Raw genomic sequence first — 22,200 nt, 5'->3', positions numbered from 1 at the left:
ATTTTTTCGCCTTTCCGGGCCGCAAGGAGTCAGTGATGAGAAGCATTAAGGTCTATGAAGAAGCCTGGCCATTGCATACCCCGTTTGTGATCTCCCGCGGCAGTCGAAGCGAAGCCAGTGTGGTCGTGGTGGAGATAGAAGAGGACGGCATTAAGGGCGTCGGCGAATGCACGCCGTACCCGCGCTATGGCGAAAGTCTGGCGTCGGTAATGGCACTTATCATGACGCTCGTTCCCGATCTGGAAAAAGGGCTCACCCGCGAGGCGTTACAGCAGCGTATACCCGCCGGCGCGGCGCGTAATGCGATTGACTGCGCACTCTGGAGCCTGGAGGCTGGCAAACAGCAAACCTCGCTGACGACGCTGCTAGGCGTCACGTTGCCGACATCGGTTGTCACGGCGCAAACGGTGGTGATTGGTGAGCCTGAACACATGGCCGCCAGCGCAAAAGCACTCTTTGATGCGGGGGCGACGCTGTTAAAGGTGAAGCTTGACGATCGTCTGATCAGCGAGCGTATGGTCGCTATCCGCTCGGCAGTCCCGACAGCCACGTTAATTGTGGATGCGAATGAGTCATGGCATCCCGAAGGCCTTGCCGCACGATGTCAGCTGCTGGCCGACCTGGGCGTGGCCATGCTGGAACAGCCTCTGCCGGCACAGGATGATGCGGCGCTGAAGAATTTTATCCACCCGCTGCCCATCTGCGCGGATGAAAGCTGCCATACGCGCGATAGCCTGGTTGAACTGCAGGGTCGTTACGAGATGGTCAATATCAAGCTCGACAAGACCGGCGGGCTAACAGAGGCGCTGGCGCTGGCAGAACAGGCGCAAGCTCAGGGGTTTTCAATCATGCTGGGATGTATGCTGTGTACATCCCGGGCGATCAACGCGGCGCTGCCGCTGGTAAATCATGTCAGTTTTGCCGATCTTGATGGCCCGACATGGCTGGCGGTTGACGTTTCACCGGCACTCACGTTTACCAGCGGCGTCCTTCATTTTTGAGGCTGCCAGCGCAAAAGCTCCACCATGGCTTTTAAATATTTTTTGCTGGCTTCGTCTGACGATATCGGCGGGAATTCCGCGGTGATGCAAGGTAATCCCAGGTCGGCACACCAGCTGCCGAATGAGCCAGGGGTTTCATAGCCCACGCTGGAGACAAGCGGCAGGGCGAAAGCATTCGCCAGCCATTCGCCCAGCTCGGTGTGCCGCGGATCTTCGATGCAGGCCAGCGGATCGTGAAAGGTGACAACCCAGGCCGGGTGGATCTTATGGATTAACTGGCACAGCGCCTGTGTTTCCGGCTCCGAGCCCGGCGTGTCGCCGGTCAGCAAGACAACGTCACGCTCTTCGGCGGAGCTGTTCCAGCGATAAACCGTTTCACCGGCGCGCCAGTTTGCTGCAGGGAAATTACGGTTTAAATCGATGCCCCGCGCATTGGCGCGTAACCCAAGCTGACACCCATCCGGGTTGACGGCCAGAATCACGTGATGACGTCGTAAGCTGGGCGTCAACGTGCGCAGCGCGCACGAGAGCGTGACGACAGAAGAGTTCTCGTCGCCGTGCGTGCCGGCAATGATTAAGCCGCTGTTGCGATCGGCATCGGGGGCCGGAAACCAAATCAGCGATGCGCCTAAAAATGAACGGCCATACTGCTCTGCACCTGGCGGGAAGGCGCCGCGTTCCGCTCTGGGTCGGGTGATTGCCATAGGAAATCCTGATAAAGAAGTCTCTACTGGCAGTGTTGTGCAAAACTCGCGGTTAATCAAATAGTTTCCGTATGGCGGGAAAATTGCCGGATATCAACTTTCCGGAGGAAGGTATTTGCAATTCTCATTGTCGAAACAAATAATTACGCATCTGCTTATTACCTGAATTCATAAAAGGGGATCTTATGAAGCATCCTGTTTCGCGTCTCTGTGCTGCACTGTTGCTGTGCGGACTCTCTACACTCTCGTACGCCGCTGATGTGCCACAGGGCACGGTACTGGCGCAAAAACAGGAGCTGGTCAGACACATTAAAGATGAGCCGGCTTCCCTTGATCCGGCAAAAGCCGTGGGATTACCCGAGATACAGGTCATTCGCGACCTTTTTGAAGGACTGGTTAATCAGAATGAGAAAGGTGAACTGACCCCAGGCGTGGCGACGCGCTGGCAGAGTAATGATAACCGTATCTGGACCTTCTCCTTACGTGATAACGCGAAATGGTCTGACGGTTCGCCGGTTACCGCTCAGGATTTTGTCTACAGCTGGCAGCGTCTGGTTGATCCGAAAACCACGTCTCCGTTTGCCTGGTTTGCGGCGCTGGCGGGTATCCATAACGCACAGGCGATAATTGATGGTAAAGCCGCGCCAGATACGCTGGGCGTGACGGCCGTAGATGCAAAAACCTTACGTGTGCAGCTGGATAAACCGCTGCCGTGGTTTAGTAATCTGACGGCAAACTTTGCCTTCTATCCGGTGCAAAAGGCCAATGTGGAGAGCGGCAAAGAGTGGACGCGTCCGGGGGCTCTGGTCGGAAATGGCGCCTACGTTCTGAAAGATCGCGTGGTGAATGAAAAACTGGTTGTGGTGCCAAATACACACTACTGGGATAACGCCAAAACCGTCCTGCAAAAAGTGACGTTCATACCGATTAACCAGGAATCCTCGGCCACTAAACGCTATCTGGCGGATGATATTGATATCACCGAATCGTTCCCGAAAAACATGTATCAGAAGCTGCTCAAGGACATTCCGGGACAGGTGTATACACCGCCTCAGCTGGGCACCTATTACTATGCGTTTAATACGCAAAAAGGACCCACGGCCGATGCCCGTGTACGTCTCGCCCTGAGCATGACCATCGATCGCCGCATCATGGCGGACAAAGTGTTAGGAACCGGTGAGAAGCCCGCCTGGCATTTCACGCCAGACGTGACGGTAGGGTTTACGCCAGAAACCTCGCCGTTTGAGCAGATGTCACAGCAGGAACTTAATGCCCAGGCGAAAACGCTGCTTCAGGCCGCGGGCTATGGCCCTCAGCGCCCGCTGAAGCTGAACCTGTTGTACAACACGTCAGAAAACCATCAGAAAATCGCGATTGCGGTGGCCTCGATGTGGAAGAAAAACCTCGGCGTTGACGTCAAACTGCAAAACCAGGAGTGGAAAACCTACATCGACAGCCGTAATACCGGTAATTTCGATGTGATCCGCGCGTCATGGGTTGGGGATTACAATGAGCCATCGACCTTCCTGTCGTTATTGACCTCAACCCACAGCGGCAATATTTCGCGTTTCAACGATCCGGCGTACGATAAAATTATCCATCAGGCGACGCTCGAAAACACGGCGAAAGCCCGTAACGCAGACTACAACATGGCGGAGAAAATCCTCACGGAAAAAGCGCCAATCGCACCTATTTACCAGTACATCAACGGCCGCCTGATCAAACCATGGGTGAAAGGTTACCCCATTAATAACCCGGAAGACGTGGCTTATAGCCGGACGATGTATATTGAGAAACACTGACGAGCCGGGAACCGCCGGTCTTCGTTGTGAACGTTAAATTAAGAGCTGGCGCATTTGCGCCAGTTTTTCTTTATTGAACGAGGGATGTTTGTTCCGTGAGTCAAAGGGGAGGTAAATGATGACGGATGAAAAGAAAGAGAAAGCGTCTTTCCCGGCAGGGTTAGGGATTATGGATAAAATCTGGGAATGGCAATGGATTATCCGCTTCATCTATATTGTCCTTTTCGCCGATCTGGCGCTGCTGGTATACAGCGGGCAAGGAATATTGACCTGGCCTGTTCAGACACTTAACTGGACCGAACATCTGGGTTTTTTCTGCGTGGCGCTCGCCGCCTTAGGTTTGATTGCCACCACCGTGATGCCTTTTATAGCCAATATCGTCAGGCTATTACTCAATGAGCTCATCTACAGCAGTATCTTCCCGGATTTCTTGCGCGCGCAGAGTGATTATCAGAAGAGGTCGGGTGAAGTTCCTTCAGGCGAAGTACTTGATTTAGCGTTGAAGGAAAACAACCAGTTCCTGCTGAATTATTATGAAAAACATAATGCAAACTGGCGCACGAAATTTCATGAACGATTTAAAGTCGGGGATTTACTCTTTGGGATCCTGTTTTTCATGATGCTTGATGACCATCCGCAGTGGTTTAGCGACGCGCAGCATTCGCTGGTCATCGATCTGTTCAGCCACGGCGGTGAAAGCGGAACCGTTCTGTTTTATACCGTGCTTATACTCATCTTTAGTACGCTGATGAGTCTCTGGTTCGGTAAATGGGACTGGGGGAACATCTATTATCCGCCACTGTATCGTGAAAAAGAGGAAGCCCGCAGAAAAGCGCGTGAGCGGGAAGCGCAGTGGGAGCAGCAGGATCGCTAAATCGCCGGGCGACACATTATTCCCCGCGGATTGCTCCCGCCAGGCGCTGCTGGCGGGAGCAGGGCAACGTTATTCTAGCAATGCACTGAATTTCGCCAGCCATTGCGGATGCGCAGGCCAGGCGGGGGCAGTGACCAGATTACCGTCTACGTGCGCCTGATCGATACCGATATTGGCATAGTGCCCGCCGCCGAGGCGGACTTCAGGCGCACAGGCGGGATAGGCGCTACAGGTTCGTCCTTTTAATATGCCGGCAGCAGCGAGCAGTTGCGGTCCGTGGCAAACCGCAGCAATCGGTTTGCGCGCGGCGTCGAAGGCCTGCACCAGTTTCAGCACGTCATCATTTAGCCGGAGATATTCAGGGGCTCGTCCGCCCGGGATTAGCAGCGCGTCATAATCCTGCTCTTTTACGGCGGAAAAATCGGCATTGAGGATAAAACGGTGGCCCGGCTTTTCACTGTAGGTCTGGGCGCCGTCGAAATCATGGATCGCCGTCATGATGTAGTCGCCACGGGATTTGTCCGGGCAGACGGCGTCCACCTGATGGCCAATCATCTGTAAAGCCTGAAAGGGCACCATTGTTTCATAATCTTCGGCGTAATCGCCGACCAACATCAGGATTTTCTTGCTCATCATTTCTCACCTTTAGGTTTAACGATGTTTAAGATATAGCCTGGCACAGCTGAATAGCCGGAAATAAAAAAAGCCCGTCAGAGAACGGGCGAAATAAGCAAATGATTTAATGATTCGTTATCAACTTGTTGGAGGATAACGTTGCGTATTTTACGCACCTCTTACCGGTGCTGATACCTGACAAATTCGGTAGGTGAAACAAGGAATTAAACATGCGTCATAGCGCATCGAAGGTGGGGTAGATACTGTTCTCAAGGTATTCCACCAGAAACCAGATCTCACCGCTGAAAATAAACCAGAAGCCAAATATAATAACGAATAAAATAATTATGGTGAGTATTATTTCTGTTTTTCCCATTGCACATCTACCCACCTGTAGTCCATTTATTCGAGAGGGGCATTGTAACGGGGCTGACGAAGATACACCAGTTTCATGCCGCCAGGACTTTATTGCGCCCATCACTTTTGGCGCGATAAAGCGCATCGTCCACACGTTTAAACAGCTCATCCATACTCTCGCCCGGATTATGTCGCGCCACGCCAATGCTGACGGTGAAGCGAGGTAAACCCGGGATCGTGATGCGGGCGACCGCATCGCGCACAGTTTCGGCGATTTGCAGGGCGGTGTCGAGCGGGGTGCGCGGCAGCAGGATGACGAACTCCTCACCGCCCCAGCGGAAGACCAGGTCCTCTTTGCGGCTACAGGCTTCCAGCGTGCGCGAGAGCGAGATCAGTACCTCATCACCTTTCAGGTGGCCGAAGAGGTCGTTGATATTTTTGAAGTGATCGGTATCCACCAGCAACAGGCTAAATTGCTGCTGCGCGGGAAGATGATGGGTATTGGCCTGGTCGGTGATGATATAGAACTGACGCCGGTTGAGCAGGCCCGTCATGGAATCACGCAGTGCCGCGTGTTCCAGCTCCTGCTCCAGCCTTTTTTGCTCGGTGATATCGTGGATAATGCACAACATCAATTTGTCACCGTAAATTTCAATCGGCCCGGCATAGGTCTGAACATGGCGGGTGGAGCCATCGGCCAGACGGTGGATAAAGTTGAGGGGCTTATGGCCGCCCGGCAACGCGGCAATTTCCGTCATTACGGGGATCACATCCCGCCCCAGAGTATTGATTTCCCAGGTATGTTTTCTGCACATTTCATCATGCGCATAACCGTAAAAAGTCAGCGCCGCCAGATTGGCATCCACAATCTGGCCATCCCGGGACGGATCGATAAGCAGCATTGGCGCGCTGTTGGTCAGGAAAAAGCGCGCGTAAAATCCCTGTTTTTTGCGCTGGTAGGTCGCGGAGCGGCTGGCTTTAAGCCCGGAGAGAACCTGCTGCGTTAGCCCTTCAAAAACAATAACATTCCCCTGGGGCACGAAATGGGCAAGCGAGAGACGGCAGCTCAGCGCGGTTTCATGTCCATCGCGGGAGATGGTCCAGATTTCGACGATCTCCTGCTCACTCTTCAGTTCAGGCACATACATCGACAGCACGTGATGCGCATTGGCGGAATAGGTACCTTTGCGTAGGTCATCCAGGGTTTTATCGCCCATGATCTGAGCGGCGGCCACATTTGCAAAAATGATCTGTTCTGAAGCAGGTGAAATGAGCCACACGGGGGTTTTAATTAAATTCAGCGCATCAAAACAATTTTGCGACATAGCGTATTCCTGTACATCGGCACAATGTGCCTGAGGATCATGACAGAATTAACGGGAGTGGACTCCTTTGAAACATACTCTACTTAACCCGGTCAGGCATGATTTTTTTGTGAAATATATGCGGGTTCCGCGTGAATTTTACCAATGGGTATAATTTGTTTGTCTGAGTTTTTTTGCAGCAGCAGCCAGGGAACCTGTTCGGCAGGTAATGGACGGGAGAAAAGAAACCCCTGCAGGTAATCACAGCCGAGGTCCGTCAGCACCACCTGTTGTTCTTGCGTCTCGATCCCTTCCGCAACCACATTCATTTCCATGGTCCTGGCGATATTAATAATGGTTTCCACCAGCTTGCGGCTTTTTTCATTTACCAGCATCGAGTGCACAAAGCTCTTGTCGATTTTTAGCTCTTTAGCGGGCAGAACGCTCAACATCAACAGGTTGGAATAGCCGGTGCCAAAATCATCAATCGAGACGGTAATCCCGGCTTGATTGAACGCATTGAGTAATTCAATACTGCGGTCGAGATTTTTCAGTGCGGTACTTTCTGTCACCTCAAGGATAAGCCGGGAGGGCGACAGATTATATTTATGCAACATCGACGAAATGATGTGGAAGATATCCGGCTGTTCGAACTGGACGGGGGAGAGGTTAAAGGACAATGTCCACTGGCTGAAACCTTGTTCTGTCCAGAAATGAAGCTGACGGCATGCCGCTTCAATCGCCCAGTTCCCCACCGGGATGATCAGCCCCGTTTGTTCCAGCGACGGTAAAAACAGATTAGGCAGCAACACCCCTTGCTCAGGGTGCCGCCAGCGCAGAAGGGCTTCAAAACCGTGAATAGTGGTGTCTTTTGCATGCCAGGTCGGCTGATACCACAGTTCAAACTGATCGCGTTCCAGCGCCTGAGTTAACTCCTGCAGGAAGCCGGGGTTGGCCGGAATGGCCGTTGACATCTCGTTCCGGTAGACGGCCCAGCCGTTTCGTCCATCCTCTTTGACGCGATTCAGGGCCGCATCGGCTTTTAGCTTCAGCTCATGCAGCGTCTCGCCATCCTGCGGGTAGAGGCTGACCCCCGCGCTGATTGTTGTGCTCAGCGTGTGCCCACAAAGTGAAAACGGGCGGCGCATATCCTCCAGCAATGTCGTGAGCAGCGCGTTGAGTTTATCGTCGTCACACTCGGGAACCAGCAGGATAAAGGCGTCGCCGCCAAGCCTGGCGAGGGTCATCTCGCGGGTAAGGCGGGCGGTAATGCGCTGCGCGAGAGAGATTAACAACTCATCCCCGGTGTTGTGGCCCCAGGTATCGTTGATGCGTTTGAAATGATCGACGTTGAGGAAAATCACGGCGAATGGCTTCTTGCTGAGCAATGCGCTGCGCAGGCAATCCTGCATCCGAATGTCCATCTGGTGGCGATTAGCGAGACCGGTGAGCGCATCAAACCGCGCCTGCAGTTCAAGCTGACGATTAAGCTGGCGTAGGTTATCGGTCAGTCGGTTCGTCCGCCGGTGCGAGTCGATGAGCGAAATCATTAACATACCGCCGAGCAGGCACAGTGTGGTGACAGAAACCCAGACCGATAACCCCAGCTCGCTGATACCACCGGGCAGGGTATGCGTCATTTCCTGAAAATGGGCGGCATGCATGCCGGTGTAGTGCATCGCGCAGATGGCGACACCCAGCACGCAGGCCGCGAGAATACGATTGATAAACACCCCTTTGCGCATATCCCGCAGGCGGAATGCCAGCCACAGCGCCGCGCCGGAGGCCATAACGGCAATCAACACGGACACGGCAACAATGCGTCGATCCCAGAGAATATGGCTGTCCAGCATCAGTGCGGCCATACCGATAAAGTGCATACAGACCACGCCAGCACTCAGGAGCACCGTGGCAACGATCAATCGAAAAGGGGAAAGGGTTTTACCCGTTACGGCAATATTGATGGCGACCGTGGATGCAACCACCGCCACGCCCAGTGAGGCGAGGGTTAACCAGAGGTTATAGCTCATTATCATCGGCATTTGCATCGACAGCATGCCGATGAAGTGCATTGACCAGATCCCGATCCCAAGCGTGACGCCTCCGGCGATACGCCAGAACATCGCCGTTTTACGGCTGGAAAGCGGGATTTTTCCGGCGCTGTCCAGGGCCACAAATGAGGCGATAAAGGCCACCAGATACGAGAGGGCTATTAACACAGGGTCCCACGATATATTGAGCATTATGCAATCCCACGCCAAAGAGGGTTACCGATTTCGCCTGCCGGGCACGTCTTTAACTGGCAACGTACATGCGCATTCAAATAATATGAGTTAGGTATCGTGCAAAACGACCGGTCATATTAAAACGGTAAGGCTGGCGGTGAATATAAAATATATTCTTTCCGGCACTTATTAAGCATTGCTAAACAAAGGCGAATAATTGCAGCAAAGCTCCTTAAATATGAGCGCGGCCATATTGTCTCATCGCAGGCGATGGTATCGCTTAAAGTGGCAGGAAACCAGTATCACAGGATGCTGCATATAACATTTTCACTAATACCCTGTTTTTATCTGACTTAAGTTAAATCTCAGGTGGCTAACGGCGAAAGGTGAAACCAGCGTTGTTCATCAGGACAAACAACAACACGAATGCTATAAATCTTAATACCGACCTAAATATAAAATCGTGGATATAATCATGCTAAGAAATATTAGTGTCAGAACCTTCATTGCCGGGTTCCTTTTATGTCTTTTCCTGGTTGATGCAGGTGTCGTTGTTCTATTTTCCAGCAAATCCTCTCTCTTTATTTCACTCAATATCATTAATTTCGTTGCGCTATTTTTGCTCTGGGGCTACATGACAAAGTATCTTGTGACGCCGATCAATACGGTGAAAAAAAGTATTGAAGAAGTGACTGCAGGCAATCTTGGCGTGACTATCCCTGAATTTGGCAATAACTGTGCAGGGCGTTTAATCCCCGGGATTAATAGCCTCTCCAGCAACATCGCGACCCTGGTACGCGAGATCATGGCCTCGTCGCAAACCGCCATGACCTTGTCTGATCAACTCTCCGCGCGTAGCGCGCAGCTTTCGGTGAAAACAGAGCAGCAGTCTGCATCGCTGGTGCAAACGGCTGCCAGCATGGAGCAGATGGCAGCAAGTACCCGAAATAATGCCGATAACACCCGACTGGCCAGCGAGCAGGCAAACAGGGCGACACTGCAGGCGCGTAAAGGTGGCGAGTTGATGGGGCAGGTGGCCACCAATATGCAATCCATTACCGAATGTGCACAGCAAATGACGGAGATTATCTCGATGATCGACGGCATTGCCTTCCAGACGAATATCCTGGCGCTAAACGCGGCCGTTGAGGCGGCCAGAGCCGGCGACCACGGAAAAGGGTTTTCGGTGGTGGCAGAAGAGGTGCGAAACCTGGCCCACCGCAGTGCGGATGCCGCCAAAAACATCAAAACGCTGATTGAAGTGACCAGCAATAACGTCACTCAGGGCGTGACCGTTGTGTCCGAGGCTGAAAAGAATATGCAAGAAATTGTGACCGGCTCCGGCAATGTCAGCCAGTTGATGGATGACATTTTCACCTCGACGTCAGAGCAGGAGAAAGGCATTTCCCAGATTACGCTGGCCTTATCTGAGCTGGAACGGGTCACGCAAAGTAACGTTACGATGGCAGAAGAACTCAACGGATCCTCTGATGTACTGCGTAATCAGGTGAGTGAACTGCAGGCGCGGACGCGTAACTTCCGGCTCGAAAAGGGGTATCAGGCTGAATCCACGCCTTCTCATGCTGGCCCGCTGTCATTCCACTCGCGTCCCGGTCACTCCCTCTGATGCACGAGAAGAGCCTGGTTAACCGGGCTCTTTTATCCCGGCTTCTCGCCGCTGAATTATCCTCCCGTGCGGTCTGAAAAGGCGCCTGGCGGAATACGGTTATTTCCTGAGCGAATTCAGCGCGATGCGAAACATAGTTGTTGCTTAACCCCTGATGAAAGCTAGACTGACAACGAAAGAGTTGAAAAGGGGGAGGCGCGGTGGAGAGTATAAAAGGATCAGAACTAAACGTTCCTGATGCAGTTTTTGCCTGGGTGCTGGATGGTCGTGGCGGTGCCCGACCGCTGGAAGACAACGATGTCATTGATAATGAGCATCCCTGCTGGCTGCACCTTAACTATACCCATCCGGACAGTGCCGACTGGCTGGCCACGACGCCGCTCCTGCCGAACAACGTGCGTGATGCGCTGGCGGGTGAAAGCCTGCGGCCACGCGTGAGCAGAATGGGGGACGGCACGCTCATCACTTTGCGTTGCATTAACGGCAGCACCGATGAACGTCCTGACCAGCTGGTCGCGATGCGTGTTTATATGGACGATGGTCTGATTGTCTCCACCCGTCAGCGTAAAGTTTTGGCGCTGGATGATATCGTGAACGATCTGAAAGAGGGCACCGGACCGACCGATTGCGGAAGCTGGCTGGTGGACGTCTGCGACGCGCTGACTGACCATGCGAGTGAGTTTATCGAAGAGCTGCACGATAAAATCATCGACCTCGAAGATAACCTGCTCGATCAGCAGATCCCGCCGCGCGGTTTTCTGGCGCTCCTGCGTAAGCAGTTAATTGTCATGCGCCGCTATATGACGCCGCAGCGGGACGTATACGCGCGTCTGTCCAGCGAAAGGCTCAACTGGATGAATGACGATCAGCGACGCCGAATGCAGGATATTGCCGACAGGCTGGGCCGCGGACTTGATGAAATCGATTCCTGTATTGCCCGCACGGGCGTCATGGCGGATGAGATCGCGCAGGTGATGCAGGAGTCGCTGGCAAGAAGAACCTATACGATGTCGCTGATGGCAATGGTCTTTCTGCCGAGCACATTCCTGACGGGATTGTTTGGCGTGAACCTGGGCGGAATTCCCGGCGGCGCGGCCCATTATGGCTTTACCGCATTTTGCGTCATGTTAGTTGTTTTGATCGGTGGTGTTGCATGGTGGTTGCATCGTAGTAAATGGCTGTAAATTTACGCTTTTTTCAGCTTTTACGGAGATCATAACGCTCTTTTAATTGAGCGAAGTCAATAAACAATGACCGCGTAAGGTGCAATATTACTCCCGCAGGTGAATGCAACGTCAAGCGATGGGCGTTGCGCTCCATATTGTCTTACTTCCTTTTTTGAATTACTGCATAGCACAATTGATTCGTACGACGCCGACTTAACTAGTCGGCTTTTTTTTGCCTCCTGTTCCCCAGCGTCTACCCTAAAAGGGACGTCAGTAAAACCTGGAGGGAATGATGAGCATCTTACTCGCTCTGCAACTGCAGTATTCACGTCAGTCCGATCCGATCCCCACCGATCCGACACCGATGCCCGATCCTGTTCCGCGTCCGCAACCCATGCCTGACCCGCCGCCCGATGAAGAACCGATTAAATTGTCGCATCGAACCCCGAGATCTGCGAGGATACGCGCCATCTGACCGCAAAGATGACCACGAGAGACTATTGTGACCGCTTTTTCAACCCTGAATGTACTGCCCGCCGCCCAACTCGATAACCTCAACGAGTTGGGATACCTCACCATGACGCCTGTTCAGGCGGCCGCATTGCCCGCCATTCTTGAGGGGCGTGATGTACGCGTTCAGGCTAAAACAGGGAGCGGAAAAACGGCGGCTTTCGGTCTGGGTCTGCTACAGCATATTGATGCTGCGCTGTTTCAGACGCAGTCTCTGGTGCTGTGCCCAACCCGCGAACTGGCGGACCAGGTCGCGGGCGAGCTGCGTCGTCTGGCGCGATTCCTGCCTAATACCAAGATTTTAACCCTCTGTGGCGGACAACCGTTTGGCGCACAGCGTGATTCGCTTCAGCATCCACCACACATCATTGTGGCGACGCCTGGCCGACTGCTCGATCACCTGCAAAAAGGTACGGTCTCGCTGGATGCATTACACACGCTGGTCATGGATGAGGCAGACCGGATGCTGGATATGGGCTTCAGCGATGCTATCGATGAAGTGATCCGTTTCGCGCCTGCAGACCGTCAGACGCTGTTATTTTCGGCGACCTGGCCTGAAGCGATCGCCGCAATCAGTGGCCGCGTGCAGAAAAATCCGCTCACCATCGAAATTGACAGTGTTGATGCGCTGCCTGCTATCGAGCAGCAGTTTTATGAAACGTCCCAGCACGGAAAAATCGCGCTCCTGCAGAAGGTGCTCAGTCAGCATCAGCCCGCTTCCTGCGTGGTGTTCTGTAACACCAAAAAAGATTGTCAGGCGGTCTGTGACGCCCTGAACGCCGCAGGGCAGAGCGCGTTATCGTTGCATGGCGATCTGGAACAGCGCGATCGCGATCAGACGCTGGTCCGTTTCGCCAACGGCAGCGCCCGCGTGCTGGTTGCCACCGACGTGGCGGCGCGCGGTCTGGATATTAAATCGCTTGAGCTGGTCGTGAACTACGAGCTGGCATGGGATCCTGAAGTACACGTTCACCGTATCGGCCGTACTGCGCGTGCCGGAAACAGCGGTCTGGCCATCAGCTTCTGCGCACCGGAAGAGGCGCAGCGCGCCAATATTCTGTCTGAAATGCTGCAGATTAAGCTTAACTGGGTGAATGCACCGGGCAACGTCAGTCTCGTTCCGCTGGAAGCAGAAATGGCAACGCTGTGTATTGATGGCGGTAAAAAAGCCAAGATGCGTCCGGGTGATGTGCTCGGTGCGCTGACCGGAGACGTGGGGCTGGATGGGGCGGATATCGGCAAGATTGCGGTACATCCTGCACATGTTTATGTTGCTGTTCGCCAGTCGGTTGCCCATAAGGCCTGGAAACAGCTGCAGAACGGGAAAATCAAGGGTAAAACCTGTCGCGTTCGTCTGCTGAAATAAGATTTAAACGCGTCTCAGACGGTGGTCTGAGACGCGTTTGCATTATTTCACTATTTCACTATTTCACTTCTACGACATTCAGGCGCAGTTCTTCAAACTGATTGTCATCTTCTTCTGGCTGCCAGCCAGCAGGTTTCACGGGGATCTCTTCCCGGTCAAACGCCAGATCGCCGCCATTTACCACTTCCGACTCATGGTTGATGCCTTTGAAATCGAAAAGCTCAACGTCCGCGAGGTGAGAAGGCACCACGTTCTGCATCGCGCTGAACATGGTTTCGATACGGCCCGGGTAGCGTTTGTCCCAGTCACGCAGCATGTCACCAATCACCTGACGCTGCAGGTTCGGCTGAGAGCCGCACAGGTTACATGGAATGATCGGGAACCCTTTGGCCTGAGAGAACCGTTCGATATCTTTCTCGCGGCAGTAGGCAAGCGGGCGGATCACAATGTGTTTGCCGTCATCGCTCATCAGTTTTGGCGGCATGCCTTTCATCTTGCCGCCGTAGAACATGTTCAGGAACAGCGTCTGCAGGATATCGTCGCGGTGATGGCCGAGTGCGATTTTGGTTGCACCCAGTTCTGTCGCGGTACGGTACAGGATGCCGCGGCGAAGACGAGAGCAGAGCGAGCAGGTGGTTTTGCCTTCCGGGATCTTCTCTTTCACAATCCCGTAGGTATTTTCTTCTACGATTTTGTACTCAACGCCCAGTTTTTCCAGGTATTCCGGCAGAATGTGTTCCGGGAAACCAGGCTGCTTTTGATCGAGGTTAACCGCCACCAGCGAAAACTTCACCGGCGCGCTTTGCTGAAGATTACGCAGGATCTCGAGCATGGTGTAACTGTCTTTACCCCCTGACAGGCAGACCATAATGCGGTCGCCTTCTTCAATCATATTGAAGTCTGCAATGGCTTCACCAACGTTACGGCGCAGACGCTTTTGCAGTTTGTTCAGGTTGTATTGCTCTTTCTTATTAATATCTTGATTTTGTTGCATTTAATCTGTACTCAAATTTCAAATGGGGCACCAGTGGGGCAAACGGTTTAGAGGGGCAGCTTCTGTCAGCATTGCCCTCTCTTTGCTGTTCATCTCTTCACTCTATGAAGCTTAGATTTCAAACACCCTCTGCGCAGTTTAGTGCCCCATCTGACTGGCAATAAAAGACGGGTCAGCGCCTGCGGTTAACCACCAGCATGCGAAAGTGTGCCGTGTATGGTACGGATTGTTGCGCCGAATGCCAGCACGTTTTACAGGATTTTGAATTGTGGACGGCAGCAACCTTGCTTTGTGATATCGCGTATAATGCGGCTTCGACATACTCTGAACATTCCAGTGGCTTGTGCTATGACCCTCAATCGCTTTTGTTATTTGCTTCTGTTGATCGCCGCAATCGGAAGTCTATTCACCTCGCATCCGTTTATCCTGTGGCTCCTGCTTATCAACGTACTGACGTTAGCGACGTATGGCGCCGACAAAATGGCGGCGCGAAGGGCCATGCGCAGAGTGCCGGAAGCCACACTGCTGGTATTTGGCCTTATCGGCGGATGGCCCGGGGCGATTATAGGTCAGCAACTGTTTCGCCATAAAACGCAAAAGCAGCCCTTCAAAACCTACTTCGTTGTCAGTGTCATCGTCAGTATTTCAGCGATGGTGGCGGTGTACCAACTCTTTCCTGTTTTAACGTACTGAGCGTGTACAAACGGAATGCAATAACGCGCTGACCACGGTAGATAACTAAAAACGACTGCCAATAGTAGTAGGAATATTCTTAAGGTGTTGCTGTTTTTTGCACGATCTGAATAATGTGTGCAACGACACGGATGACAACATCTCATGAAAATTCAAACTATTACACTGGCAATGCCGGTGGTCGTTTCTGCGCCTTCGAGGTCAGCTTTTCAGGAGCGGGAATATAATACCTGGTATATAAAAAATGCTGTTCTTTACGATATGACCCAGACTTCAGACGGTTTCCCGGTCATGTTGAGCATCTCCCAGCCTGAGCGGAAATCAGCAAATTTGCTGGTCTCCTATATCACCGAAGGGCGCTGTGACGGGACCCGGCAAGAACTTAACGTGAATGGCAAAGTGCTTGCGGCCACGTATTATTGTGTTCAGGTCGGGCAGAACCGGATAGAGCATTTTTCGGTGAAAGATGCGCAGAGCGTTAACGGCATGGTTAACCATCTGAAATCGGATTTCACCTTACTTCTTCAAAACGACATCAAGGTCTGGGCTGCGAACATTAATGCGCCCAAATACGGCCTCGCGCCGCGATTCTGACACGTACACCTCGACCTCATCGCCTGTTAGCGTAGGGGTTACGCCCTGTATCACAGAATAAATAGCATCCGTGACAACGCCACGTTTTACCACAATCCTGCTACGCTTTTTGTGTTGTACAAGGGAGCACAAACATGAAGAACAAAGATGAACAAACGGGATTAGTGGGACTGGCAATTGGTGCCGCCGTTATCGGTCTTGTTTCAGCACAGCAACCCATCCATCGAGACAGTATTGTGAGTGAACTGGTCAGACTCGGCAGACAGAAAGGCGATGGCGTTGAAGACGAGGTTTTCGTTAAGGCTGCCGAGCTCGTGAGAAAGGGGGTGTAACCGATGGCTGATATTCGTCATGCACAGTGCCATTGTGGCGCGGTGGCGTTTACCGTTGAACTTTCAGACGGATTAAATACCGCCCGGCGCTGCAGCTGCTCTTTTTGCCGGATGCGGGGCGCCGTGGTGGTCTCGGCACCGCTGTCAGGCATTACCGTAACAAAAGGGGCGGATAAGCTCACGGAATATCGTTTTAACACAGGAACAGCCCGCCATTTCTTCTGCTCGGTCTGCGGGATTTATACCTTCCATCAGCGGCGTTCAAATCCCAACGAATACGGCGTGAATGTGGCCTGTTTTGAGAATGTGACCCCCTTTGATTTTGCCGAAGTGGCGGTGATGGACGGCGTTAATCATCCCGCGGATGGCGACAGCGGGGTTTTCGGCTACCTCTCTTTTCGTCAAAAAGAAGCATAACTGCCGCCTGGCCAGATTTTAACAATGCGGCCTATAGTGGGGAGTGGGTATCCGAAACAGGAGAGAAATATGCTGTATGTTGAGAAAGACGATCCGCGTGAGGCGCCTGAGTCAGGTGATAAAAAGCCTCGGCCGGTCAAAAAATAGTCCGTTGATACGTTTCCCGCCACCGGCCCTGCTGGTGGCGTATTGTTTGGGGGAAACCTTAACTGCCATCCAGATGGTTCAACAGCGCGCCGAGATGCCCAACGACACCACCAAAATCAAAAATTAACGCCATCCATATAATCGCCAGAAGGGTAAGTACGGCAACTGATACACGACCAAACAACGCAGTTATCCTTAATGAAGCAAAGTCTATAAGGTGAGTCTACATGGGTTTCTTTAAACTTACCCTTAACGACACCGTCATAAAATTTCCTTTTGAGATGATTCACACATTCACTGAGCCGAGAGGCGCGAAGAGAGGGAAATATGATGGGAGAGAAGAGGAGGGCTGGCTTCAGGCGTCGCAACGAAAATAACGAGCCCGCATCACGATGCGGGCTCTTGGGATCAGAACTGGTAAACCAGACCTAATGCAACGACATCATCCGTGCTAATGCCGTTATTTTTGTAGAAACTGTCATCTTCATCCAACAGGTTGATTTTATAATCAACGTAGGTGGACATGTTTTTGTTGAAGTAGTAGGTTGCGCCTACGTCAGCATATTTAACCAGATCCTGATCGCCCTGACCGTTGGCCAGGTCTTTACCTTTAGACTGCAGATAAGAAATTGCCGGGCGCAGGCCGAAGTCGAACTGATATTGCGCGGTCACTTCAACGTTTTGCGTTTTATTGGCCACGGCATCCGTATTATCGCCATAAGGGGTCATATTGCGGGTTTCAGAATACATTGCCGCCAGATAAATATTGTTGGCGTCATATTTCAGGCCTGCAGTCCAGGCATCCGCTTTATCGCCACCGGCAGTGGTATTCATCACCTGTTCGTTGGTACGGTCAGAAGAGGTATAAGCAGCACCCGCGCTGATACCCATGCCAAAGTCATAGGTGGTGGAGATACCGAAGCCGTCACCGTTCTCATGGCGCGTGTCGCGACCATTGTTGGTGCCTTCCTGGTTGTTGCTGGCATCTTCGTTCTTACCCTGATACTGCAGGGCAAAGTTCAGACCCTGTACCAGACCATAGAAGTCAGTGTTACGGTAGGTGGCGACCCCGTTGGCACGGCCAGTCATAAAGTTGTCTGCATTGGTGTAAGAGTCACCACCGAATTCTGGCAACATATCGGTCCAGCCTTCCACGTCGTACAGAACGCCGTAGTTACGACCGTAATCGAAGGAGCCATAGTCACCGACTTTAATACCGGCGAAGGCCAGACGCGTCCATGACTGGTTATCAGACCCTTCAGTGTTATTGGCCTGGATATTGTATTCCCACTGGGCATAACCGGTCATCATGTTGTTGATCTGGGTTTCACCCTTGAAGCCCAGACGCATGTAAGTTTGATCGCCATCTTTAGAGGCATCGTCGGAGAAGTAATGCAGACCATCTACTTTTCCGTACAGATCTAATTTGTTGCCGTCTTTATTATAAATTTCTGCAGCATGCGCAGCGCCAGCCATTAACAGCGCTGGAATCATCAGGGCCAGTACTTTTCTTTGCATTTTGGAATTCCTTTGCAGTTGTTTTTATTTAATTACGTATTGAACTTTCCGCACGAGAAAGCTGTCTCATGCTAAATCACTCCTGGCCAAGAACAATAAAATATAATTGTTACGAGTTAAGTTAATTCTTAACCGGATTATGCGACGGAAATAGTCATTGGTTTTATAAATGATTTAAAGCTAATCATATTAAATAAAAATTATTAATTGCCCATTAAATCGGATAATCTCAGCGGCGTTATATGCCTTTAAGATTTTTCATCCATAATTTATGTGAATGTCATTTAGTGAATTAACGTGATATTCATTAATTATCTGGACTCGCCCGGTGTGAATACATCGGGCTTTTTTTATGGCAAAAAAATGCCCGGACAAGCCGGGCAGAGGGAGAGTCAGTCGCGGGTGGGTTTTTCCGCTTTTCCGGCCATTTGCGCCAGGAAATCATACCGTTTTTGCAGATCGGCGGCGGCATCTTTCCACAATTGCTCGGCCACCTCTGGTTGTTGCGCGTTGAGGCGACGGAAGCGCTGTTCCTGCATTAACGTTTCGGCCAGCGCATCGGAAGGCGGGCGTGAATCCAGCGCCAGAGGCAATTTACCTTCATCGGCGCGGCGCGGGTCGAACCGGTAGAGCGGCCAGAAGCCGGTTGCGGTCAGCTGGCGCATCTGATCGTGGCTGAGTGCCAGGTCGTAGCCATGCTCTTCACACGGGCTGTAGGCAATGATCAGCGACGGACCCGGGTAGGCTTCCGCTTCCTGAATGGCTTTCACCGTCTGGTTCAGCTGCGCGCCCAGCGAGATTTGCGCGACATACACATGGCCGTACATCATCATGCTGACGCCGAGATCTTTACGCGCCTTGCGCTTGCCGTGTTCACCAAACTTAGTTACTGCGCCAAGCGGAGTAGCTTTTGACGCCTGGCCACCGGTGTTGGAATAGCACTGCGTATCCAGAACCAGAATGTTGACGTTTTCGGTAAGGCTTAACACGTGATCCAGCCCGCCAAAGCCGATGTCATACGCCCAGCCGTCACCGCCAATCAGCCAGATTGATTTTTCCACCAGCGCGTCAGCGTCGGTCAACAGCTGCCCGGCACCTTCTACGCCCTGCAGAGCGTTGCGCAGTTCCGCAACCTGCTCACGACGACGTTCTGGCGTTGCATCGGCGTGCAACGCCTCATTCAGCTCCGCCGGGATGTGGCCAGCAAACTGTTCCAGTAACCGCATCACGCGTGCGCGGTGCTGGTCAACGGTCAGACGGAAGCCCAGACCAAACTCGGCGTTATCCTCAAACAACGAGTTCGCCCATGCCGGACCGCGGCCATGGGCGTCGGTGGTGTACGGCGTGGAAGGCAGATTACCGCCATAGATTGATGAACAGCCCGTGGCGTTAGCGATCAACATTCTGTCGCCGTACAGTTGCGTGAGCAGCTTGATATACGGCGTTTCACCGCAGCCGGAGCAGGCGCCTGAATATTCGAACAGCGGAGTAATGAGCTGCGAGGTACGAATATCAATACGCTCCAGCGTGCTACGGTCGATCTCCGGCAGGTTCAGGAAGAAGTCATAATTTACCTTCTCTTCTTCGACATGCTCGAGGCGCGACATCATATTGATGGCTTTGATGTCCGGATCCTGACGATCTTTCGCCGGACAGACCTCAACGCACAGATTACATCCGGTGCAGTCTTCCGGAGCGACCTGCAGAACATACTTCTGTCCGCGCATATCACGGGATTTCACATCAAGTGAATGCAGGCTGGTCGGGGCGTCTTCCATCGCTTCCGGGGAGACCACTTTGGCACGAATGGCCGAGTGCGGGCAGGCTGCTACGCAGTGGTTGCACTGGGTACACAGCTCCTCTTTCCAGATGGGGATTTCTTCGGCGATGTTGCGTTTTTCCCAGCGCGTGGTGCCCATCGGCCAGGTGCCATCGGGTGGCAGTGCGGAGACGGGAAGGGCATCACCCAGCCCGGCCAGCATGGCTGCCGTCACGGTTTTCACGAAATCCGGTGCCGCGTCAGAAACCACTGGTGGACGGTTCGGGCTGGACGCATCAACCGCTTGCAGCGGTACTTCAAATAAAGACTCGCGTGCCAGCGCCAGCGCCTGCCAGTTACGCTCGACCAGCTCCTGACCTTTACTGCTGTAGCTTTTGGCAATCGCCCCCTGCAGTTCCATTAGCGCGCTGTCTCCCGGCAGGATCTGCGTCAGGTGGAAGAAGGCCATTTGCATCACGGTGTTAATTCGCGCGGCAAGGCCACACTCGCGGGCAATTTTTGCAGCGTTAATGACGTAGAAGCGGGCTTTTTTCTGGTTCAGCACCGCCTGCACTTCCTGCGGCAGCCGCGACCAGACTTCATCCACGCTGTATGGCGTATTGAGCAGGAAAATACCGCCCGGTTTCAGGCGCTCTGCCATCTGGTACTTATCGATGAACTGCAGCTGGTGACAGCCCACAAAATCAGCCTGCGAGATAAGGTACGCCGAGCGGATAGGGTGCTCGCTGACGCGCAGATGGGAAACGGTCAGCCCGCCTGCTTTTTTGGAGTCGTAGACAAAATACCCCTGGGCATACCACGACGTGGAGTTCCCGATAATCTTAATGTTGTTCTTGGTCGCGGAGACGCTACCGTCGCTGCCCAGTCCATAAAACAGCGCCTCAAGTTTTGCGGTGGAAGGCAGCGTGTTTTCCGGCAGGGGCAGAGAGAGGTTGGTCACGTCATCATAAATACCGACGGTAAAGCGCGGTTTTGGTTTAGCCTCGCTCAGCTCATTAAACACCGCCAGCACACAGTCCGGGCCAAACTCTTTGGAGGACAACCCATAGCGACCCCCGATCACGCGCGGCAGTGTTTCGCGCTCACCGCAATTAAACGCTTCAGCCAGCGCGGACATGACGTCCAGATACAGAGGTTCTGCGTGGGCGCCAGGCTCTTTAGTGCGATCGAGCACCGCCACGGTGCGCGCGCTTTCCGGCAGGGCGGAGAGCAAATGTCGCGCGGAAAACGGTCGGTAGAGCCGCACTTTGAGCACGCCGATTTTTTCACCACGGGTCAGCAGTTCATCCACCACCTCTTCACAGGTGCCAATGGCTGACCCCATGAGCACAATGACCCGTTCCGCCTGCGGATGGCCGTAGTATTCAAACGGTTTGTATTGCCGTCCGGTGGCCGCGGCAAAATCATCCATCGCCTGCTCAACGTGATCATAAACGGCGTTGTACCAGGGGTTCGTTGCTTCCCGGGACTGGAAATAGGTATCCGGGTTGGCCGATGTCCCGCGGATCACCGGGTGTTCCGGGTTCAGCGCACGGGCGCGATGCGCGTCGATTTCCGCCTGCGGCAGAAGATTGAGGAGCGTGTCATCAGCTAGCGGAACGATTTTATTGATTTCGTGAGAGGTACGAAAACCATCAAAGAAATGAATAAAGGGCACGCGACTCTTCAGCGTCGCCATATGCGAAATTAACGCGAAGTCCTGTGCTTCCTGAACGCTGCTGGCGCACAGCATGGCGCAACCGGTCTGGCGGACGGCCATTACGTCTGAGTGATCGCCAAAGATGGAGAGGGCGTGTGTCGCAACGGTTCGTGCGGCAACGTGAAGCACAAACGGGGTGAGTTGTCCTGCCAGTTTATAGAGCGTCGGGATCATCAACAATAATCCCTGCGACGACGTGAATGACGTCGACAAAGCACCGGTCTGCAGCGCCCCGTGGACGGTCGCGATAGCGCCAGCCTCAGACTGCATTTCCACGACTCTTGGGACGTCGCCCCAGACGTTTTTCAGTCCGTTGCCCGCCCAGGCATCGGCCTGTTCGGCCATCGTAGAACTTGGCGTAATTGGGTAGATGGCGATAACTTCACTGGTGCGAAACGCGACGGACGCGACTGCACCATTACCGTCAATAGTTTGCATAGGACAACACCCTTACATTGCGCAAAAAAAGGAGCCC

21 protein-coding genes and 1 pseudogene are annotated in these 22,200 nt (G+C 53.0%); 12 read left to right on the top strand and 10 right to left on the bottom strand.

The window, feature by feature from the left end:
- The first annotated feature begins 35 nt into the window (after nucleotides 1-35).
- Complete coding sequence (gene ycjG / locus AC2FAP_RS06780; protein WP_485452890.1) at nucleotides 36-1,001, top strand: L-Ala-D/L-Glu epimerase; 966 nt, start codon at nucleotides 36-38, stop codon at nucleotides 999-1,001.
- Here the strand turns inward: ycjG and mpaA are convergent.
- Nucleotides 992-1,705: a murein tripeptide amidase MpaA gene (mpaA, locus tag AC2FAP_RS06775; RefSeq protein ID WP_485452889.1), complete on the bottom strand. Its 714-nt coding sequence runs from the start codon at nucleotides 1,703-1,705 to the stop codon at nucleotides 992-994. The two genes, ycjG and mpaA, sit on opposite strands and share 10 nt — an antisense overlap.
- Nucleotides 1,706-1,890: 185 nt before the next feature.
- Here mpaA and AC2FAP_RS06770 point away from each other — a divergent pair, with 185 nt between their 5' ends.
- Both AC2FAP_RS06770 and AC2FAP_RS06765 read left to right on the top strand, forming a co-directional pair.
- On the top strand, nucleotides 1,891-3,507 hold the full coding sequence (locus AC2FAP_RS06770) for a peptide ABC transporter substrate-binding protein (protein WP_485452888.1): 1,617 nt from the start codon (nucleotides 1,891-1,893) through the stop codon (nucleotides 3,505-3,507).
- Between the two features lie 115 nt (nucleotides 3,508-3,622).
- Nucleotides 3,623-4,381, top strand: coding sequence for a hypothetical protein (locus AC2FAP_RS06765; protein ID WP_047356420.1), 759 nt, complete (start codon nucleotides 3,623-3,625; stop codon nucleotides 4,379-4,381).
- Nucleotides 4,382-4,450: 69 nt separating this feature from the next.
- Here AC2FAP_RS06765 and AC2FAP_RS06760 read toward each other — a convergent pair whose 3' ends face one another.
- The 4 genes from AC2FAP_RS06760 to AC2FAP_RS06745 form a co-directional block, all read right to left on the bottom strand.
- Complete coding sequence (locus AC2FAP_RS06760; RefSeq protein WP_025204027.1) at nucleotides 4,451-5,014, bottom strand: DJ-1/PfpI family protein; 564 nt, start codon at nucleotides 5,012-5,014, stop codon at nucleotides 4,451-4,453.
- A gap of 217 nt (nucleotides 5,015-5,231) precedes the next feature.
- A complete protein-coding gene (locus AC2FAP_RS06755) occupies nucleotides 5,232-5,372 on the bottom strand; it encodes an Ecr family regulatory small membrane protein (RefSeq protein WP_020882478.1) in 141 nt (46 codons plus the stop codon).
- 73 nt (nucleotides 5,373-5,445) lie between these two features.
- A complete protein-coding gene (locus AC2FAP_RS06750) occupies nucleotides 5,446-6,678 on the bottom strand; it encodes a sensor domain-containing diguanylate cyclase (protein WP_014170316.1) in 1,233 nt (410 codons plus the stop codon).
- Between the two features lie 92 nt (nucleotides 6,679-6,770).
- Nucleotides 6,771-8,900 carry a putative bifunctional diguanylate cyclase/phosphodiesterase gene (locus tag AC2FAP_RS06745; RefSeq protein ID WP_449542467.1) on the bottom strand — a complete coding sequence of 710 codons (2,130 nt, stop codon included), beginning with the start codon at nucleotides 8,898-8,900 and terminating at the stop codon, nucleotides 6,771-6,773.
- A gap of 457 nt (nucleotides 8,901-9,357) precedes the next feature.
- On the opposite strand from AC2FAP_RS06745, the gene AC2FAP_RS06740 reads away from it, so the two are divergent.
- The 4 genes from AC2FAP_RS06740 to dbpA all read left to right on the top strand — a co-directional run bounded on the left by AC2FAP_RS06740 (nucleotide 9,358) and on the right by dbpA (nucleotide 13,551).
- Entirely contained in the window at nucleotides 9,358-10,509 is a 1,152-nt protein-coding gene (locus AC2FAP_RS06740) for a methyl-accepting chemotaxis protein (protein ID WP_485452887.1), read from the top strand.
- 200 nt (nucleotides 10,510-10,709) lie between these two features.
- Nucleotides 10,710-11,693, top strand: a complete 984-nt coding sequence (gene zntB / locus AC2FAP_RS06735) for a zinc transporter ZntB (RefSeq protein ID WP_014170313.1) — start codon at nucleotides 10,710-10,712, stop codon at nucleotides 11,691-11,693.
- A gap of 274 nt (nucleotides 11,694-11,967) precedes the next feature.
- The gene (gene ynaL, locus AC2FAP_RS06730; protein ID WP_020882481.1) at nucleotides 11,968-12,150 is read left to right on the top strand and encodes a proline-rich small protein YnaL; all 183 of its coding nucleotides are present in this window, start codon (nucleotides 11,968-11,970) and stop codon (nucleotides 12,148-12,150) included.
- A 27-nt stretch (nucleotides 12,151-12,177) separates the two neighbouring features.
- Complete coding sequence (gene dbpA / locus AC2FAP_RS06725; RefSeq protein WP_014170312.1) at nucleotides 12,178-13,551, top strand: ATP-dependent RNA helicase DbpA; 1,374 nt, start codon at nucleotides 12,178-12,180, stop codon at nucleotides 13,549-13,551.
- A 58-nt stretch (nucleotides 13,552-13,609) separates the two neighbouring features.
- Here dbpA and ttcA read toward each other — a convergent pair whose 3' ends face one another.
- Nucleotides 13,610-14,545, bottom strand: coding sequence for a tRNA 2-thiocytidine(32) synthetase TtcA (gene ttcA, locus AC2FAP_RS06720; RefSeq protein WP_032678259.1), 936 nt, complete (start codon nucleotides 14,543-14,545; stop codon nucleotides 13,610-13,612).
- A gap of 141 nt (nucleotides 14,546-14,686) precedes the next feature.
- A pseudogene (locus tag AC2FAP_RS06715) lies at nucleotides 14,687-14,803 on the bottom strand (site-specific integrase); the annotation flags it as partial.
- Between the two features lie 90 nt (nucleotides 14,804-14,893).
- On the opposite strand from AC2FAP_RS06715, the gene AC2FAP_RS06710 reads away from it, so the two are divergent.
- The 5 genes from AC2FAP_RS06710 to AC2FAP_RS06690 all read left to right on the top strand — a co-directional run bounded on the left by AC2FAP_RS06710 (nucleotide 14,894) and on the right by AC2FAP_RS06690 (nucleotide 16,728).
- Nucleotides 14,894-15,238: a DUF1294 domain-containing protein gene (locus AC2FAP_RS06710; RefSeq protein WP_040017614.1), complete on the top strand. Its 345-nt coding sequence runs from the start codon at nucleotides 14,894-14,896 to the stop codon at nucleotides 15,236-15,238.
- Nucleotides 15,239-15,382: 144 nt separating this feature from the next.
- On the top strand, nucleotides 15,383-15,832 hold the full coding sequence (locus AC2FAP_RS06705) for a hypothetical protein (protein WP_485452886.1): 450 nt from the start codon (nucleotides 15,383-15,385) through the stop codon (nucleotides 15,830-15,832).
- Between the two features lie 134 nt (nucleotides 15,833-15,966).
- Nucleotides 15,967-16,164, top strand: coding sequence for a hypothetical protein (locus tag AC2FAP_RS06700; RefSeq protein ID WP_014170281.1), 198 nt, complete (start codon nucleotides 15,967-15,969; stop codon nucleotides 16,162-16,164).
- Between the two features lie 3 nt (nucleotides 16,165-16,167).
- Nucleotides 16,168-16,581, top strand: a complete 414-nt coding sequence (locus AC2FAP_RS06695; protein WP_020884007.1) for a GFA family protein — start codon at nucleotides 16,168-16,170, stop codon at nucleotides 16,579-16,581.
- Nucleotides 16,582-16,650: 69 nt separating this feature from the next.
- Nucleotides 16,651-16,728 (top strand): hypothetical protein, encoded by a 78-nt coding sequence (locus tag AC2FAP_RS06690; RefSeq protein ID WP_485452930.1) that lies wholly within the window; start codon nucleotides 16,651-16,653, stop codon nucleotides 16,726-16,728.
- A 58-nt stretch (nucleotides 16,729-16,786) separates the two neighbouring features.
- Here AC2FAP_RS06690 and AC2FAP_RS06685 read toward each other — a convergent pair whose 3' ends face one another.
- The 3 genes from AC2FAP_RS06685 to nifJ all read right to left on the bottom strand — a co-directional run bounded on the left by AC2FAP_RS06685 (nucleotide 16,787) and on the right by nifJ (nucleotide 22,163).
- Entirely contained in the window at nucleotides 16,787-16,912 is a 126-nt protein-coding gene (locus AC2FAP_RS06685) for a hypothetical protein (protein ID WP_255320659.1), read from the bottom strand.
- Between the two features lie 224 nt (nucleotides 16,913-17,136).
- Nucleotides 17,137-18,246, bottom strand: a complete 1,110-nt coding sequence (gene ompC / locus AC2FAP_RS06680; RefSeq protein WP_032678256.1) for a porin OmpC — start codon at nucleotides 18,244-18,246, stop codon at nucleotides 17,137-17,139.
- A gap of 392 nt (nucleotides 18,247-18,638) precedes the next feature.
- Nucleotides 18,639-22,163: a pyruvate:ferredoxin (flavodoxin) oxidoreductase gene (gene nifJ, locus AC2FAP_RS06675; RefSeq protein ID WP_422713688.1), complete on the bottom strand. Its 3,525-nt coding sequence runs from the start codon at nucleotides 22,161-22,163 to the stop codon at nucleotides 18,639-18,641.
- Between the last annotated feature and the right edge of the window lie 37 nt (nucleotides 22,164-22,200).

It is taken from the genome of Enterobacter cloacae complex sp. 394I7, assembly GCF_057320345.1.
This window is presented reverse-complemented; position numbering and strand designations above follow the sequence as displayed.